The following is a 15,849-nucleotide window of genomic DNA, read 5'->3' as shown; positions in this document are numbered from 1 at the left end:
TTCAACCTACTTGTTTTTGAAGCTGGAAAGAAGATGAAGCATTTTAAAATAGAGTAACAATCATCTTGAATCCGGATTCAAACTAAATTATAATTGATAATTCTGATAATTTCAATAAATTTATCATTTTTGCTGAACAGCCTTTTCATTCCTTATATTCACTGTAAATTCTTTTTTGAGGGTTATTTTCATAAACAAAGCACAAAGAATGGACGTTATTCCTATTGCAAAGAAGCTGACATGCAGTGAAGAAAATTCGGATAACACTCCCATAATTACTGGACCTGCAAACATTCCTCCAGCATATACGCTTTGAAAGATTCCCATTCGAGTCGACTGTTTCCGATACGGAATTTCATAGATACTTAAAGATGTTAACACCGTGAAATTCATGCCAAACGCTATACCTGCAGCTGCCTGTAAAATGAACAACGTTATTAAATTAGGCGCATAAGGAATAAACATGACTGTAATACCTTGCAATAAAGCACCTATAATACCTGTCTTAACAATTCCTAGCTTTTTGTAAAAAAACGGAGCACATAAAGCAGTGGCAATCCCATATAAGATTAGATGGGTATTGGATAGCCAGCTTATCATGTATGGATTTGCACCTAGCTTGACTGCAACTAGCGGCGTGAAAGTATCTCTCGTACCAAAAGGTACCATTATAGAGACAGTTGCCAGCAGACCTATAAGCCAGATGGCTTTATCACTAAGTTGTTCACCTAAAATCTTTAAATCATATTGAACTTTACATTCTTCATTTTGCTTTTCATTCACAAAAAATGATAAAAGCAATGCAATAAATGCAGCTATAACAGCTACGATAAAACTATACTCATATCCGTACTGATTTGCGACGATTCCACCAATGGTAGAACCTATTAAAGAGCCTGCTGGTGATGCTATCCCTAGAATAGCAACAGCTTTTGCCGCTTCTTTCACACCGAAAAATGAAGCAAACATAACATTGTAAATAACCCATGTAGAGCCTGTAATACCATCTGATATCTTCCCTAAATATAGAGTAGCAGCACTTGGAAACAAAAAAGCAATCGACCAGCAAATGATTGTAATGCAAAGTCCTACCTGAATAAATAGCTTTCTTTTTAAAAGCATATCTGACAGGACACCTACAGGTAGCCTAGTAAATAAGGATGCTAAGCCAGCTACTCCTACAATCCCACCAACAACCGATGGGGTAATTCCAATTTCAGTTGCAAATGTTGAAATGAACGGATCAAATGCTGAAATGCTCATAAAAAACAGCAGGCTCATGATGAAAAAAAGTATCATATCAAGACGTACATTCTTTTTCACCTTATCACTCCTATTACGTTCCATCTCTCACTTTTTCGCTTCCATTCTATAGCTGAATGAATAGAAAAATCAAAACTTGTGCAATAAATAGTCCTATTAAAGCATAGGAATACTTATCTATTCCCCCTGGAATAATTGAGTGCCCGTATTCATCTGTCGTATTACCTTCTTCTATAAGTTTTGCTCTTTGACCATTAAACGTGAACTCTTCAAGCTCAATTTTCCTGCTGCTTTTTAAAAGATGGCTAGCAAGATAACCGATAGTAAATGTAATGATGCAACCAATTGGATAGTTCCAGAGCCAGTTTACGACGCCTAAATTTCCAATATAAATTGTAAGAAGAATCCCAGAGACAAACCCTATAGCTACGCCAGCATCGTTTGCTTTCTTTGTAAACATAGCCAGTAAAAACATGGCTAATATAGCTCCTGAAAAGTAAGATAGGTAGCTTCCCACCACTTTTAAGATCGATGCGGTAGTTCCGCTGAATGCTAATAAAGTAAATGCTATGAGTAATACCCCAAATACTAATGTAAAAGTCATTGAGACCTTTACTGAAGCTTGTTTCCCATTACTAACAAACTTTTCATAAATATCTTTAATAAACACAGTAGTTACAGAGTTTAATACTGAATCAATACTTGACATCGCAGCAGCGAATACGCCTGCCATGATTAATCCTAATATCCCTACAGGAATAGCATCAGCAATGAATGTAATCATCACGCTGTTAGAGTTATCAAACTTTTCACCATCGAAGTATACAAAAAGCAGTAAGCCAATAATCATAAATACAAAATACAAAATATTCATCACGAAGCCACTAATACAAATGGAGCGCTTCACTTCATTTATTGACTTGGCAGCGAACATTCGTTGAGTTTGCGTTTGATCGGTCGCATAATATTTAAGCCACATAAATAGTCCACCGATTAGAGCTACCCATACACCATTTTCTAACTTGGCATCAAAAGAGAAGTTTAGTGCATCGAGCTTCCCTTCTTCTTTTACTACTTTCATAGCATCAAAGAACCCTATGTCCATATTCATTAAGATAATAACAATGGTGGCAATAACTCCTCCCCAGAGAACACACATTTGAACGGCATCCGTCCAAATTACAGCTTTTATTCCCCCTAGTAACGTGTAAAAAATAGAAACAGCAACAACAAGGGGAACTACTACGGTTAGTGGCCAGCCTGTAAATGTTTGAATAACTAGAGAAGGGATAAATAAAAACGACCCAACTTGAATGACGTTTGAAACAATGAAACCTAACACGACTAGAAGTCTACTTTTCCCACCTAACCTCATTTCGATGTATTCATAAATTGAAGTTACTCGTAAATTATAGAAAAAAGGCAAGAAGATTGATAAGGTTAGTACTAATACAAGAGGTATACTGAAATTCAACATGAATGCGACTAAACCAGATTCATAAGCCCAGCCTGGTCCACCGATAAAGCCATTTGCACTTACAGTAGTAGCTGCTATCGATAAGGCAATAGGAAAAGTTGCAACGGATCTTCCACCTACAAAATAATCATCTTGATTGTCATTGTCCTTTCCCAACTTGTAACCCATAGTAACCAAAGCCAGCATATACACGGCGACAACAATTATATCTATTGAACTCATATGTTTATAAAACCCCCTCTTTTTGAATGCGGATTCAAATATTGTCAAAACCAATCTATTCTCTATAATGTTGATAAATCATTTCTACAGAATTAATGCATTAAACTAATTTAGGGTTCATAATTTCTTGCGTCCGTTGAATAATGTCGACACCTTGTTGTTTTAGCCAATACGGAATATCAATAAATACCCAGTTCTCTAAAAGCTTTTCTCCATCTCGATAATATACGTCTACTACCTGCATATCTGCGCGAATATTACCTCCTGGCAAACCTAGAAAACCTCCGGCCGGTGTATTTGAAAGGTTGGGCCATCCAAAAAAACAGGCAAAAGAACCTTCGGCAAAGCGACAGACATGTCCATTAAATTCTTTATCTTTAAGGTTATTTCGAAAAGGAAGTTGATGTTGTTTCTGATACCTTGGTATCGTATAACTGGCACCTATTCCTCCGGGACCGTACCAAATCATGTCCTCTGACCAGCTCCGCTCCAGTACGTGGGGAGGGCACCCGGCTTCTTCATTTTTATTTAGCTCAGATAAATCATTTACCATTTGATTAACAAGGTTTAACGTTTTAATTCCTTCTTCCGGATTAGCATCTTCAAATAAAAGACCATCGTGATTTTTTGGACCCGGATATACATAATATGTACCTGTCGATGGTGGTAAAGGATTAATACCAGCTTGAAGCATAAAGCCAATGATGTCTACAAATAGGCCGGTTTGAGTAATTTTTCCGTCTTCCACACAATTAAATTCTGCGTATCTTAAATTAATCATTTTTCCTGTTCTTGGAATACCAAGCCAATCCTCATCAAAGAGCCCCATAAAGTGCCCCATACTCATTACCCATTTCTCTCCACCAATTTCATTTGTTCCTGCTATAAATATATCTTGGCGACGCTGAAGTTTTTTTATTGATTTTAGTAGTGGTCTCCAAAACGATGTGACTACTGCATGACTTCCTTGCTGTTCTCGAAAAGGATATACGCCTCTCCAAAGGTAATTTTCACTTGTGTACTCTTTTAGTACGCCCTCTACATCCTTAAGTGAAGCTTTTTCAAGAGCCTCAAAGTAATTCATTACAATCTTTTTCTCATCTTGGTAATTATTCATTGCAACCTCCTTTTGAATGCGCATTCAAAATTATATAAAGTAACAAACCCTTATTTATATTGAATAATATCGAACTTCAAACGAAAAGTAAATAGTAAATTTAGAATATTTATAATATTTAAATCAGAATGGAGATTCGTTTAAGAATTTCTAACGGTTTTTATTTAAATAAGCTACTATTAGTTAATAGTAGCTTATTTAAAATCATCTGGACACCAAACAGCAACTTCATCACCAGGTGCAGCTACCACAAGCCAGTCGCCGCTCATCCATTCTTCTCCCAGCTGCCAGCATTCATAATTAGGGTCGTGTCCGTTCACAAACAGTACTTTGTTAGACTCTAAGTGAATAATAAGATGTGGCGATTGATTCCCTAATTCAACTTTCACTACCTTTTCCCTACGCATGCTCCAAATATGCTGAAACTGTTCTTTCTCTGTTAAGTTAGGCACTTCCTCCTCGCACGATGGATAATCAGTTGGTTTGGGGTATAAATTCCAGGTAGTTTCAATTGATAAAACAAAGTCACTGTCTTCTTTTCTCCTGTAGTTGCTAAAGTTTAGAATCGTTGTTCCACTGTGAGGCCCAAACTTTATACCATCTACCTGGCTACCAATCAACAGGTGCTTTAGTACTTTTTCTGCTAAAAGCCGGTCTTCTCTTATCATATGTCATTCTCCTTTTATTGATTGAGTCGTTCGTTTTTATAACTAGGGCGCACCGCTTCTGGAATTCTAATAAACACGTGTTCAGGAATTCCAGGCATATCTTTGAGATATCGTTTAGCGGCAGATACTTCGTGTAAGAATTCCCAGTATACGATAAAAAAGTGATGTTCCGGTTCATAAATAAATTCCATCCATCCTTCTATTTGATGCTCATCTTGCTTATTAAATAAGTTCACACCTGAAAAGTTTTCAACTATTCCGTCTAAGTACTCTTCGTCATGACCTTCAATACAACTTTCAGACCAGTCAAACTTAAATTCCCCCCCATCAATACCATAAAACTTTAAATCTTCAAGGAGCTGCTTCTCCACTAAATCCTTTAACTTTGGTCCTAAAATATCCGCATGTCCTAACTCTTTATAGTTTGGCTTCATTGTCTCCTCCATTAGAAAATGCCCCTTTTGTTAGGGGCATTTCATTTATGCTTCTTTTTGTCATTTGTCCACCACTCGTTCACGCTGCTTGCTTTTTCACCACGAAGCAAAACCGTCTCTCCAAGCTCTGGAACAAGCAAGTTCACGTCTTTTTCTTTTGCTGTTTGAATGGCTCGTTCTATTGGATCTGTCCAGCTGTGATAGGCGAGGGTAAATGCTCCCCAGTGAATGAGCATCATCGTTTTCCCTTTTACATCAAGGTGTGCTTGAACCGACTCTTCTGGTTTCATGTGAACCCACGACCAGCGCGGATCGTACTGTCCGCCTTCCATCAGCGTTAAGGTAAACGGACCGTATTTTTCTCCTACTTTTTTAAAGTGGGCGTCGTATCCACCGTCCCCGCTTGTATAAAAGCGCGTGTTTTTACCAAGGATAACCCAGCCACCCCAAAGTGTGGAATCACGGTTCAATACGCCTCTTCCAGAGAAATGCTTAGAAGGAGTAAAAGCTAGTGTTATACCTCCTGATTCTACCTCGTCCCACCAGTTCAGCTCAGTAATGCTGTGTGAAGAAAAGCCCCATTTCATTAAGTGAGCGCCTACACCAAGCGGCACAAAAAAGTGCTTTACTTTGTGCTTAAGCTTTTTAATCGACGAATAATCAAGGTGGTCATAATGATCATGCGTTAATAAAACTGCATCAATCGGTGGCATTTCATCAATGATATGTAAAATATCTTGGCTATAGCGCTTGCTTCCAATGAAGGATACAGGCGAAGCTGTAGAACCAAGCATGGGGTCAATAAGAAGTTTTTTATTGTCAATGCTTAGTAAAAAAGCTGAATGACCAAACCAAGTAAGACTATCTTCCTTACTTTTCACCTTTTCCCAGTCAATCTTTTTCATAGAAAGCTGGTTTCTTGGACTTCGCTCCTGCTTTTTGTTCATAGAATCTTTGATAAAAGACAGAATGTCAGCTGCGCTCATTTTCATGTTAGTAGGCACCATGTTTTTAAACTTGCCATTTTCATAATGAGGAAACCGTTCATAGGCTTCTTTTTGTAATTTGGTTGGGTTTGCCCCGAACGTTGGATGAACATTAATAAACAGCACAACACCAAAGGTTAATAAAATTAGAAATAATAATACGTATGACATCATTGTCTGCCTCCATTAGTAAGCCAAATAGGTTGTGAACCTATTATAGATGGAATATTAATGAAGAAGCAATTTATCTTCCTTGTAGCAAGAAGAAATTTACATATGGCTTTGTTTTTTAGCAATATATTCCCTATATTTCCAAATGAGTTTACAGTTAAACCAGTGAGGAGCCAACCGAATAAAGCGAGCGGAATAACAAGCAACTACCGCATTTCACTCTAACACCAAAATATCCGTATTTTCAGGGGTGTAACCCAGCAGCCGTAGCATAATCACAATTTGTCCTTTATGATGAAATTCATGAGTGATGGAATGAATTAGTAGTTGGCGAGGTGTCTTTCTTACCACTTCACTAGTAGTTTTCCAAGAAGGCTCTCTTTCGATAAGCTCATCAAATGTATCTGTGGCATTTCTGATTACTTCTTCTACATATCTATCAGCCTCTTGAAAATAACGTTCAATATCCTCTACTCGCATAGTGTGAATAGCTTCTTTCGTTAGTAGCGGTGAGGATGTTTTTAAAAGCACAAAAGAACCCAACCATGCATGGTAGCACCCAGCTACATGAACTAAAGAGTCTCTGATGCTTTGAAATCCAAATTCAAACTCTTTCCTAAATTCAGCTTCGTTTAGTTCTTTACATTGATCCAGTAAAATCTGCCGCGTTTTCTTTACCCACTCGTATTCTATTTCCGACAAAACCTCACCTCTTTAGTAAATTGTATAATTTATCCTTACTATACACTAATTTGAAATAATTAAAAGGTCTATTAAGTTAGCACTAATTATATGTAAAATATAGAAAATATGTTATTATATAGTTATTATTTTCTTAAATAACATGTTGTGTAGGAGTTGTAAAGCACTATGATTTTTTTAATATTTGGGTTTCTCGCAATTATGGTCACTTTATTTTCAATAGAATCAAACCTGCGAAAAACAGTAAAACAAAATGATAGGATGATTGAATTGCTTGAAAAGCAGAATAGAGAATGAAAAAAGCCGCTAGTCGAAACTCGCGGCTAACATTGCATATTAATGTTTATAAAAACGGTATGGAATCAAAATTCAGTACAAATACTACTACCGCTAGTGCTAAGAGAATAATAGGAACAACCACTTTTGAAAACGAATCTTTTGCACGAATTAAATGCGTATAGATTGCACCCAGCATCGTTACGCCCAATACAAACGCACCGATTGCGGAAAGACTTTCATACCAAACTCCCCACACGATAACAATAGCTCCAACTACTTCTACAAATCCTGTGAATTTTCGGAACCCACTCGAAAAGCCATACCGCTCAAACTCACTAACCATGTCCTGAGAATAAAACTTCATGAAACCAAAAAATAAAAAGCCAACTCCCAAAATAAACTGCAGTACCGTTGATAGCATAACCACTCACTCCTTCTCCATTTTAAGTCAAAGCCTAAAACTTTTTGAAAAGAGCTTTTCAGCGTAGTAAGCATCAGATCCTATAAAGTAAGAATAAAGACAGAAGCTACTTGTAAAAGTAAATCTTCTTAGTTGCATTATATGACTAAATTGTTAGAACAATGTGTATGAGGGCTTGGTCTTTTTAAATAGATTTTCTGCTATATAAGCTGACAACTAGATAAATTTTACTTTATATTTTAGTGACTATAATCAAGTTTGTAAAAAAAACACACAGTTAACAGCTGAAACAATAATACTTTATACCTTTTTCTTTTTCTTAGGGAATATTTTTCTAACAAACTTACTGTCATTGGCGTATGTTCAGGTTGAGAGTTAACTCTTTCTAAAAACCATTCATATTTTTGGATTATTTCATCGGTTAAAAGTTCTGTGTTTTTCGTTCTACTTTTATAGTTAAGCTTTGCTAATTTTTGAGGTAACTAAAGCCTACTATCTCGCTTACAATACCAAGTAGGCTTTCTTATATTTAGATTTCCTTAACGTTGTAAATCCGCACTTTTCTGACGCTACCCCATCTTAAACATTTATAAAAGAGTAAAAACTTTCATTAATTATCAGGTAACTCTTTACGATCATCCGCCTCTGGTAGTTTTTCTATCCACCCTTTTTTAATCATAATTCTCCCAAAAGATGAGATCGTTTTCAAATCCCGAAAAATAGAGGCGTCACAATGTCCAGCTACATCTATCCTCATACTTGTTACCATAGCTGCAGCATAATACGTGGCGGCTAAATTAAATAAAAATCCAGTATGAAACACCATTAATTTATCTGAAAAAGGAGCTACATCAGAATTTGTAATTTCATTGTCTAATAATTGGGGAGGTTTAAGATTTTCATCCTGAAGGATAGAAGAGAAAATATTTATATTTTTATTAACTGTATGTAAACAATTATCCATAAATTTATGAATGTCTTTATCTTTAATTACTTGTTTAAATCCAATGACGAGAGCCTTAGCTGCAATGCTCTTTTTTAGATTAAAAAAAATATTTCCTGCTTCCATTGAATTTAAAGGTCGTTTATCTCCGAATAAATCCATAACATATCCTATCTCTGTAACTGATTGACTCCTTTGAGATGTAGAAAAATAGGGAGATCGTTGATAAATACCTTTGGATAAAAGGATTTCGATCGACTTATTATAAATCTCCATAGCATCAATGTTGCATTGGAAATAGTGATCTCGTATATCTTTTCTGGCCGACACACTAAAAGATATACTATATCCAGCTAACCCGTGCATTGTCATCTCATGCATGTAGCCTAACCAAAAAACATCTGTAAACAGAGGAGGTGCATCTGCATTTACATCTTTTTCAGTAAATCCTTTCGGTGGCTCCAGCTTTTCAGATTTAAAAATATTTCTAAGCACTTTTAAATGCTTTTCGGATATATCTAGGGTAAATTCGTATAGAGAATAAATTTCAGGGTCCTTAACCGTTGCCAACACGTATTTGCTAATACAAACAGCCATTGTATCTTGAATATATTGTGTCCATAAACTTGTAATTTCTGAGGACGTTAATCTCATTTTATTATCCAAACCTGTTACCTCCCATACTATATAAACTTATAGTATTGTGCCCCAAATCCTTACATTTAACATGATTTTTATATTCATAACAAAGGCCAACATTGTTAATTTGGCATCTAACTGGAGTTTTAAAGTCTTGTAATAGATTTGAATTTATCATCTGTAAAAGTATACTTTTACAGAATCTTTATTTGATGTTTGATTGTCCTTATATGATAATCTTAAGAGAATGAGAAAAGGATGGTAAACAATGAACTTTAAATATACAGTTTGTTTTATTAAACGAGACAATAAAATCCTTATGTTAAATCGAGAAAAAGAACCTATTATGGGGGTATGGAATGGAGTTGGAGGTAAAATAGAGAAAAATGAATCTCCTGAACAATCTGCGCTCCGTGAAGTTTGGGAAGAAACAACTATTCAATTGAGTGGTTTTATATCTCAAGGAGTTGTAACGTGGTTAACTCCTGAAGGTAAAGTAGATGGAATACACGTTTTTCTTGGAGAATTAGACACCCTTTTTACATATGATACACCAATAAAAACTCGAGAAGGCATTTTAGATTGGAAAGATATTGATTGGATTTTAAACCCTAATAATCTTGGCATACCAGAAAAAATCCCACACTACTTACCAACATTACTAGCTCATAAAGGAAATCATTTATTTACATACAGTCAAAATAAAATGGTCCATCAAAAATTATAACTACTATAGAAACCAGTTGACGTAATGTGGGTTCTAGGTAGCACTTTAATCTAATAATTCCATTTCCTTTTCCTACAGTAACCATTGGAAAAACAATTAAATCTATGCCAACTCAAAAAGAAAAAGCCTGTATCTAAAAAGATACAGGCTTTTTCGCGTACTGTTTAGGAATTTATTGGCCCTTGTGAGCCTCTTTCGTTACGTATATCGATTCATAACCAAAGTGCCTTGTGCAAAATACGAATATCTACTTTTAATTTGAGGTAATACGTTTGTTGAAGTCGCTGTTATTTCTTTCAAAACGAATCAGTCCCTTCTTAATTAAGTATTTACCTTTTCATAACATCCAATAGTAATAATATTGGTGTCATATTATATATGTACCACATGTTTTAAAATTGAAACGTTAATCTACAAATTCTTTTGAATTTTTCCTTTCTTAATGAAAGGGCTCATTGATATTAAAAGGTGAATAACAGAATGAAAAATCACTCGGTTTATCTGTTATGATAAATTCTTATTTAATGCTTCGGAAAAATTCTCGTCAATTTGAATTTCGGAAAAAATAAAATAAGTAACTGTATGAGTAAAAGCGGAAATTGAATCAATAAATTCTTCTATTTCTTTCATAGATAAAGCAGTTAATTTAATAATATAGCACGCTTTTCCTGCAATACGGTAACAAAAAACAGCGTTCGCACAATTCTGTATAGCAGATTTAAAGCGATCATATTCAGCGTGTTTTAAAGTAATTTCAATTAAGCATTGTATAGTTAATCCCATTTTCTCTCGGTTAACTTTTAAAGTGTATCCTTCTATAATTCCTTCGTTTTCTAGACGTCTTACTCTTTCTGTTACAGAAGGTGAAGATAAATTAACACGCTTAGATAGTTCACGCATAGATAACCGTGCATCTTTGCTAAGTTCATCAATTATTTTTATATCTACATGATCTATTTTCATATTAAATATCATCCTGCCTTTTTCTTTCTAAATTTAAAATATATTCTTATATTCTATAACATATATAAAGCAAAATTTTTAATTTTTACATTAAAATAATAACGGACTCCAAAAATTAATCAATGGGAGATGAGAAAGAAATTATATATTGTTTTATACAAGATACTAGTGGATATAGAAAGGATGTTTAGCTTGAAAGAAGAAGTATTAGGTCATTTAGTAGCAGTTATAACCATAATTATTTGGGGAGCAACATATGTTTCAACTAAACTTTTGCTAGTCTATCTTAGCCCTATAGAAATTCTATTTTATCGATTTTTACTAGCCTATTTAGTTTTATTGTTAATTTATCCAAAGTTTAAAACATTAACGAACATAAGGGAAGAATTTCTGTTTCTGGGTGCTGGCTTTACTGGTGGAATGTTGTTTTTTCTTATAGAAAACATTGCTTTAAAATATACAACAGCTGCAAATGTAGGATTATTAGTATCTATATCACCTATATTGACAGCCCTTATGGCTTATTATTTTATAGGAGTAGAAAAATTAAGCAAAAAGTTTTTACTAGGATCCATCCTCGCCATAGTAGGAGTATTTTTAGTAATATTTAATGGAGAATTTAACCTTCAATTGAATATTTTTGGCGATGTATTAGCCCTACTAGCTGCTATTGTTTGGGCTTGTTATTCAATTATCTTAAGAAAGATCGGTAAAACACATAACTATTTATATGTTACGAGAAAAACCTTTTTCTATGGATTAGTAACTCTTTTACCTATTCTATATATATATGGGATAGAGTTTAAAATTGAAAAGTTACTGAGTTATAGTGTACTACCAAACATTTTATACCTAAGCTTAGGAGCTTCTTTACTTGGTTTTATTATGTGGAACATAGCAATTAATCGCCTTGGTGTAGTAAAGGCAAGTACTTATATTTATTTAGTACCATTTATTACAATAGTTATAGCTAGAATCATATTAAATGAAAAACTAAGTCACTTTTCACTCCTCGGAGGAGTTTTAATCCTAATGGGCTTATATATAACCGAGTACGGGTTCGATAAAATAAGAATACCTAATAGTTTAAAAAATAAAGCTTTTCGTGAAAAATTATAGAGTTGGACTTGGTAAAATCGCTTTTCCATATAGACACTTTTGTTTTGATCCAACAGTTACGTATACAATCGTTTTAACAAAGTAACTGATCATGCTTATCCTTTCCTAAAATGAATAAAGGCACCAATTCCTGCTTGAAAGTAGAATCTGGCGCCTTTATTTATTTCTAGAAATTTTTAAATTTTTTTGATTCCTATGAACGTATAACTAACAAAATACCGGGTTTAGTGAATGCTGTTAGACAACAATCTGAACAAATGATCCGTATGATTTCTAAACCCTGCCTCAATACCAATCAGCGTCACAGGTTTTTCTTTCTCATGTATAATTACCGCCTGTCCTTTTGCATTGTTTCTATCCTTCCAATGTCCTGCTACAAAGAAGTCGTCGCTGTTAGCAAAAGTTGCAGCTACGTTCACATTGTCTGTGTTCGTGTACCAGACAGGACTGTAGACGAAACCGATATCCTCTTGTTTATAGCCTGATGTTAACGGTGAATCCTTATATTCAACATTTACAATTCCATTGCTGCTTGAAAAGCCTCTGTTCACTTCAACATCTGTAAGTCCAGCTGCTTTCGCAATTTGAGATCCTCCAGCTCCTACTGCAATGAACTTACCTTTTCCTTGCACAAATTGATTCAACTTTTCATAAAACGCCTTTACTTCCTCTTCACTTGTTAGAGCAAACTCCTTGTTAGCTTCGCTTTGTTTATAAGACACGAGGCTTGCTGAACCACTATAAACAAAAGCATCGTAAGCATCTAGCCCTTGATTTGCTACTTCTCTTGGATGTACTTCAGTCACATCAAACCCTAAACGCTCTAACGCTAGCTTTGTTCCAGCATGAGATTGAACTTTCCCTAATCCACCATCTTTTAGAATCGCAACCTTTTTCTTTTTAAGAGCAACAGCTTCATTTGGTATCTTTCCAGACTGTACAGATAATCCAGTTTTCTGAACCTCTCTTTGAATTTGCTCTCTATTTGCATTGGCATAGAAATTCCCTTTCGCATCTTTCTTAATGGAAACTCCTTGTTTTAAAAGTGAATTAACAAGAGAAACCGCTTCGACAGAAGTATTTGGGATAACGTATGGACCAGATCCGGTTACTTTTCCCGCATGAACTACCTTTTTCACTTGTGTTGACTTCACTTTAAGCTCTTCATGTGATTCGATTGCGTCGAAACCCCATAACTCAGGAAGATTCCAGGCAGAAATGTCATACATAGCATCAATATCATTCGTGATATCTTCACCATCCCACAGAAAAACGTTTGCTAAACCAGCTTTCGCTTGGTCCATATCTACTATATACGTTCCCTTTTCATAGCGGTTTCCATCCAAGGTAAAGGACTGATTACTTTTTTCCACCTTCACATCATTGTCTACTAAATGCTGAACAGCCTTTAACACTACTGAATTATCTTCTTTGTTTTCTGGTATCACATAAGCTTCAGGATAGAAATGTTCTTCATTATTTGGATGTTCCCCTTTGGCCCCCCGAACAAAAACTTCAATCTGGTCACTAAGCATGCCCTGTTTATTTTGAAGAGCAAACTTCAATGCGCCTGAAACAGCATCGACTTGCCACTTCACACCATCCCAATCGTTTGTTGGCGCTTCAAGTGTATATCCATAGCCCCCATGCAGCATTGCATAAGCGGGTGTGTAAATCGGCGGATACACGTCCCATCCGGAGGCTGAATCTCTTAATGGAATATGCGTCCCCTCCATCGTTTGATAGAGTTCAGATTCGTAGTTTTCTCTTTCACTTACTAGTTCTGATTCCATCGCTTCCGCTTGTTTGTTCATCCATTTATATAACAGATCATATTCATAATTCGGGTTATGAGGAGGTGTTCCTGGAAGAATGAGGCCAGGATGTTTAGCAGCTCCCCTCTGTTTCACGTATCCATGAAGATCTAAGAGAAGTAACGGGTTATAATCTACAATTTGTTTAACCACCGCTTTTGTCTCTAGCTGCGATTGTGTTACAAAATCTCGATTTAAATCAACTCCCTCAGCGTTAAACCTTGTTGCATCTATTCTTCCATCTGGATTAGCATTGACATTTATAATTAACGTAAAATTTTTTAAAATCTCCTTCGTTTCCTTGTCGTTTTCATAACCAAAACGTTCAATCAGATCGATAACCGCATCCGTGCCTACGAACTCTGTACCGTGTATAGATGCATGAATTAATATGGGTGCTTTTACATCAGGATTATCTTTCAAATATTGCTGAGCTTTTACAGGGTTATCAGTCATTAGTTTACGGAGCGTTTTATATTTCTCAGCGGAACTCTTAGACTCTGAATCTTCTATCGTAACGGTATATAAGTCTTTGCCAGTAGATGACTTACCTGTAATACTTAAATTAACTCTGCTGCTTGTCTTTGCATAGTTAGTCAGTTTTTGTTTAAGTGCGTCATACGTTATGTAGTCGTATTTTTCTGTGTTGAACAGGCTATGTTTTCTTTCGCCTGACTTATTACTTTCTGCAAGTACATCAGCCGCTGGAAGTGCTCCAGTAAATAAAGAGAGGCTTAGTAATGTTGATATAATCGGTCGTTTCATTTTCATTCTCCTTCAGTATTTTGTTTTTATACAATGGCTTTGTCTTTAGAAATCCTCCTTTCTCCATACAAAAAAGCCCCTTTCCTAAGAAAGAGGCTTTGTATCATAAAGACAATATTCCTCTTCCTTATCTCCCAGCTCTAAAAGCTGCAAGAATTAGCACCGTGTCGAATCAATGTCGACCGGTTGCCGGGTTTCATCGGGCTTGTCCCTCCACCTGCTCTTGATAAAGAAGTAAATCTATGAAATTAATGTAAATTATATCCTAATCACACTTAGAGTCAATACACAAAAAGGAAAATGATACTTTTTGATTATATGTACTAAATACAGTAGTTCTTATTTCGTGGAAATCACAATGGTAGAAGATTAAAGCGTAAGCTACAACTGACCTATTTTTCATAAACATTCCAGCTTGTATTTATATTCATAATCTAGATAATAACATTTATAGATAAATAAAGTTATTTAATTTATATAAGGTCTCCTATAGGAACCAAGCACTTAGACAAGCCTTTGAAATAGAAGGGATTGTTTAAGTGTTAAATTTATTGTTTATACATCTTTCTATACATCGTTGATTTATCCACTAGTCTCCTACTATAGATATTTTCTGAATTTCATGATTGCTCAATACCCTTATTAATTTGCTCAATGCTGGATGATAATCTCCAGGGATAAATATTTTTATGTTCTCTAAATCCTTTATAAATTTATCAATTTCGCCTCGATTAAATTCTACATTAGTCAAATAGTAATCTCTAATTTTTCTCAAATACAAATAACTTCCCCAGTTATTATTTGTGTGAAATAGAGCACCATGTAATGACTCTTCAATCTCTTTAAAATCAAGATACCGATCTTCTTTACCGTACATCTCCATATCAAGTCCCATATGCTTCCCTCGCTCTCTAATTAATTTATCTAACTAAAGTAATTATATCCCTTTATAGATAAGTATCCTCTAATTAAATTTAATTTTAATAATGATATAAAAAAATTAGTTGATACGATTGTTAGTAAAAAATCTCGAGCTATGGAAACAGACCTTAAATCAAAAGTTCAAGAAGCAATAGTAATTTATAAAGTAAATGGTGTAAACTATAAACTTATAATCAAAAAGGATTATATTGCAAGCT

14 protein-coding genes and 1 riboswitch are annotated in these 15,849 nt (G+C 35.0%); of the genes, 2 read left to right on the top strand and 12 right to left on the bottom strand.

What is annotated here, in order from left to right; genetic code table 11:
* Positions 1-123: 123 nt before the first annotated feature.
* The 9 genes from V2145_RS08920 to V2145_RS08880 form a co-directional block, all read right to left on the bottom strand.
* Positions 124-1,323: an MFS transporter gene (locus V2145_RS08920; RefSeq protein ID WP_311858095.1), complete on the bottom strand. Its 1,200-nt coding sequence runs from the start codon at positions 1,321-1,323 to the stop codon at positions 124-126.
* A gap of 46 nt (positions 1,324-1,369) precedes the next feature.
* Positions 1,370-2,962, bottom strand: a complete 1,593-nt coding sequence (locus tag V2145_RS08915; protein ID WP_311858093.1) for a sodium:solute symporter family transporter — start codon at positions 2,960-2,962, stop codon at positions 1,370-1,372.
* 100 nt (positions 2,963-3,062) lie between these two features.
* Positions 3,063-4,079 (bottom strand): nuclear transport factor 2 family protein, encoded by a 1,017-nt coding sequence (locus tag V2145_RS08910; protein WP_094910136.1) that lies wholly within the window; start codon positions 4,077-4,079, stop codon positions 3,063-3,065.
* 194 nt (positions 4,080-4,273) lie between these two features.
* A complete protein-coding gene (locus V2145_RS08905) occupies positions 4,274-4,747 on the bottom strand; it encodes a hypothetical protein (RefSeq protein ID WP_094910137.1) in 474 nt (157 codons plus the stop codon).
* Positions 4,748-4,761: 14 nt separating this feature from the next.
* Positions 4,762-5,193, bottom strand: coding sequence for a hypothetical protein (locus V2145_RS08900; protein ID WP_094910138.1), 432 nt, complete (start codon positions 5,191-5,193; stop codon positions 4,762-4,764).
* 29 nt (positions 5,194-5,222) lie between these two features.
* A complete protein-coding gene (locus V2145_RS08895) occupies positions 5,223-6,338 on the bottom strand; it encodes an MBL fold metallo-hydrolase (RefSeq protein WP_330988132.1) in 1,116 nt (371 codons plus the stop codon).
* Between the two features lie 216 nt (positions 6,339-6,554).
* Positions 6,555-7,040, bottom strand: coding sequence for a DinB family protein (locus V2145_RS08890; protein ID WP_330987583.1), 486 nt, complete (start codon positions 7,038-7,040; stop codon positions 6,555-6,557).
* A 343-nt stretch (positions 7,041-7,383) separates the two neighbouring features.
* Positions 7,384-7,740: a DoxX family protein gene (locus V2145_RS08885; RefSeq protein ID WP_094910141.1), complete on the bottom strand. Its 357-nt coding sequence runs from the start codon at positions 7,738-7,740 to the stop codon at positions 7,384-7,386.
* A 610-nt stretch (positions 7,741-8,350) separates the two neighbouring features.
* On the bottom strand, positions 8,351-9,349 hold the full coding sequence (locus tag V2145_RS08880) for a DUF3231 family protein (protein WP_253347273.1): 999 nt from the start codon (positions 9,347-9,349) through the stop codon (positions 8,351-8,353).
* A gap of 241 nt (positions 9,350-9,590) precedes the next feature.
* Between V2145_RS08880 and V2145_RS08875 the strand changes: the two genes are divergently transcribed.
* The gene (locus tag V2145_RS08875) at positions 9,591-10,049 is read left to right on the top strand and encodes an NUDIX hydrolase (protein ID WP_330987582.1); all 459 of its coding nucleotides are present in this window, start codon (positions 9,591-9,593) and stop codon (positions 10,047-10,049) included.
* Positions 10,050-10,553: 504 nt separating this feature from the next.
* Here the strand turns inward: V2145_RS08875 and V2145_RS08870 are convergent.
* Positions 10,554-11,012: an Lrp/AsnC family transcriptional regulator gene (locus tag V2145_RS08870; RefSeq protein ID WP_330987581.1), complete on the bottom strand. Its 459-nt coding sequence runs from the start codon at positions 11,010-11,012 to the stop codon at positions 10,554-10,556.
* Between the two features lie 192 nt (positions 11,013-11,204).
* On the opposite strand from V2145_RS08870, the gene V2145_RS08865 reads away from it, so the two are divergent.
* Positions 11,205-12,131: a DMT family transporter gene (locus V2145_RS08865; RefSeq protein ID WP_330987580.1), complete on the top strand. Its 927-nt coding sequence runs from the start codon at positions 11,205-11,207 to the stop codon at positions 12,129-12,131.
* A gap of 224 nt (positions 12,132-12,355) precedes the next feature.
* Here the strand turns inward: V2145_RS08865 and V2145_RS08860 are convergent, their stop codons facing one another.
* Together V2145_RS08860 and V2145_RS08855 are read right to left on the bottom strand one after the other, a co-directional pair.
* Complete coding sequence (locus tag V2145_RS08860; protein WP_330987579.1) at positions 12,356-14,710, bottom strand: M14 family zinc carboxypeptidase; 2,355 nt, start codon at positions 14,708-14,710, stop codon at positions 12,356-12,358.
* Positions 14,711-14,834: 124 nt separating this feature from the next.
* A riboswitch (SAM riboswitch) is annotated at positions 14,835-14,943 on the bottom strand.
* 356 nt (positions 14,944-15,299) lie between these two features.
* Positions 15,300-15,605 (bottom strand): hypothetical protein, encoded by a 306-nt coding sequence (locus V2145_RS08855; protein WP_330987578.1) that lies wholly within the window; start codon positions 15,603-15,605, stop codon positions 15,300-15,302.
* Between the last annotated feature and the right edge of the window lie 244 nt (positions 15,606-15,849).

This window comes from Priestia sp. GS2 (assembly GCF_036409025.1).
Classification (GTDB): domain Bacteria; phylum Bacillota; class Bacilli; order Bacillales; family Bacillaceae_H; genus Priestia; species Priestia aryabhattai_A.
The sequence above is the reverse complement of the archived record's forward strand: the minus strand, read 5'-3'. Positions and strand labels throughout refer to the sequence as shown.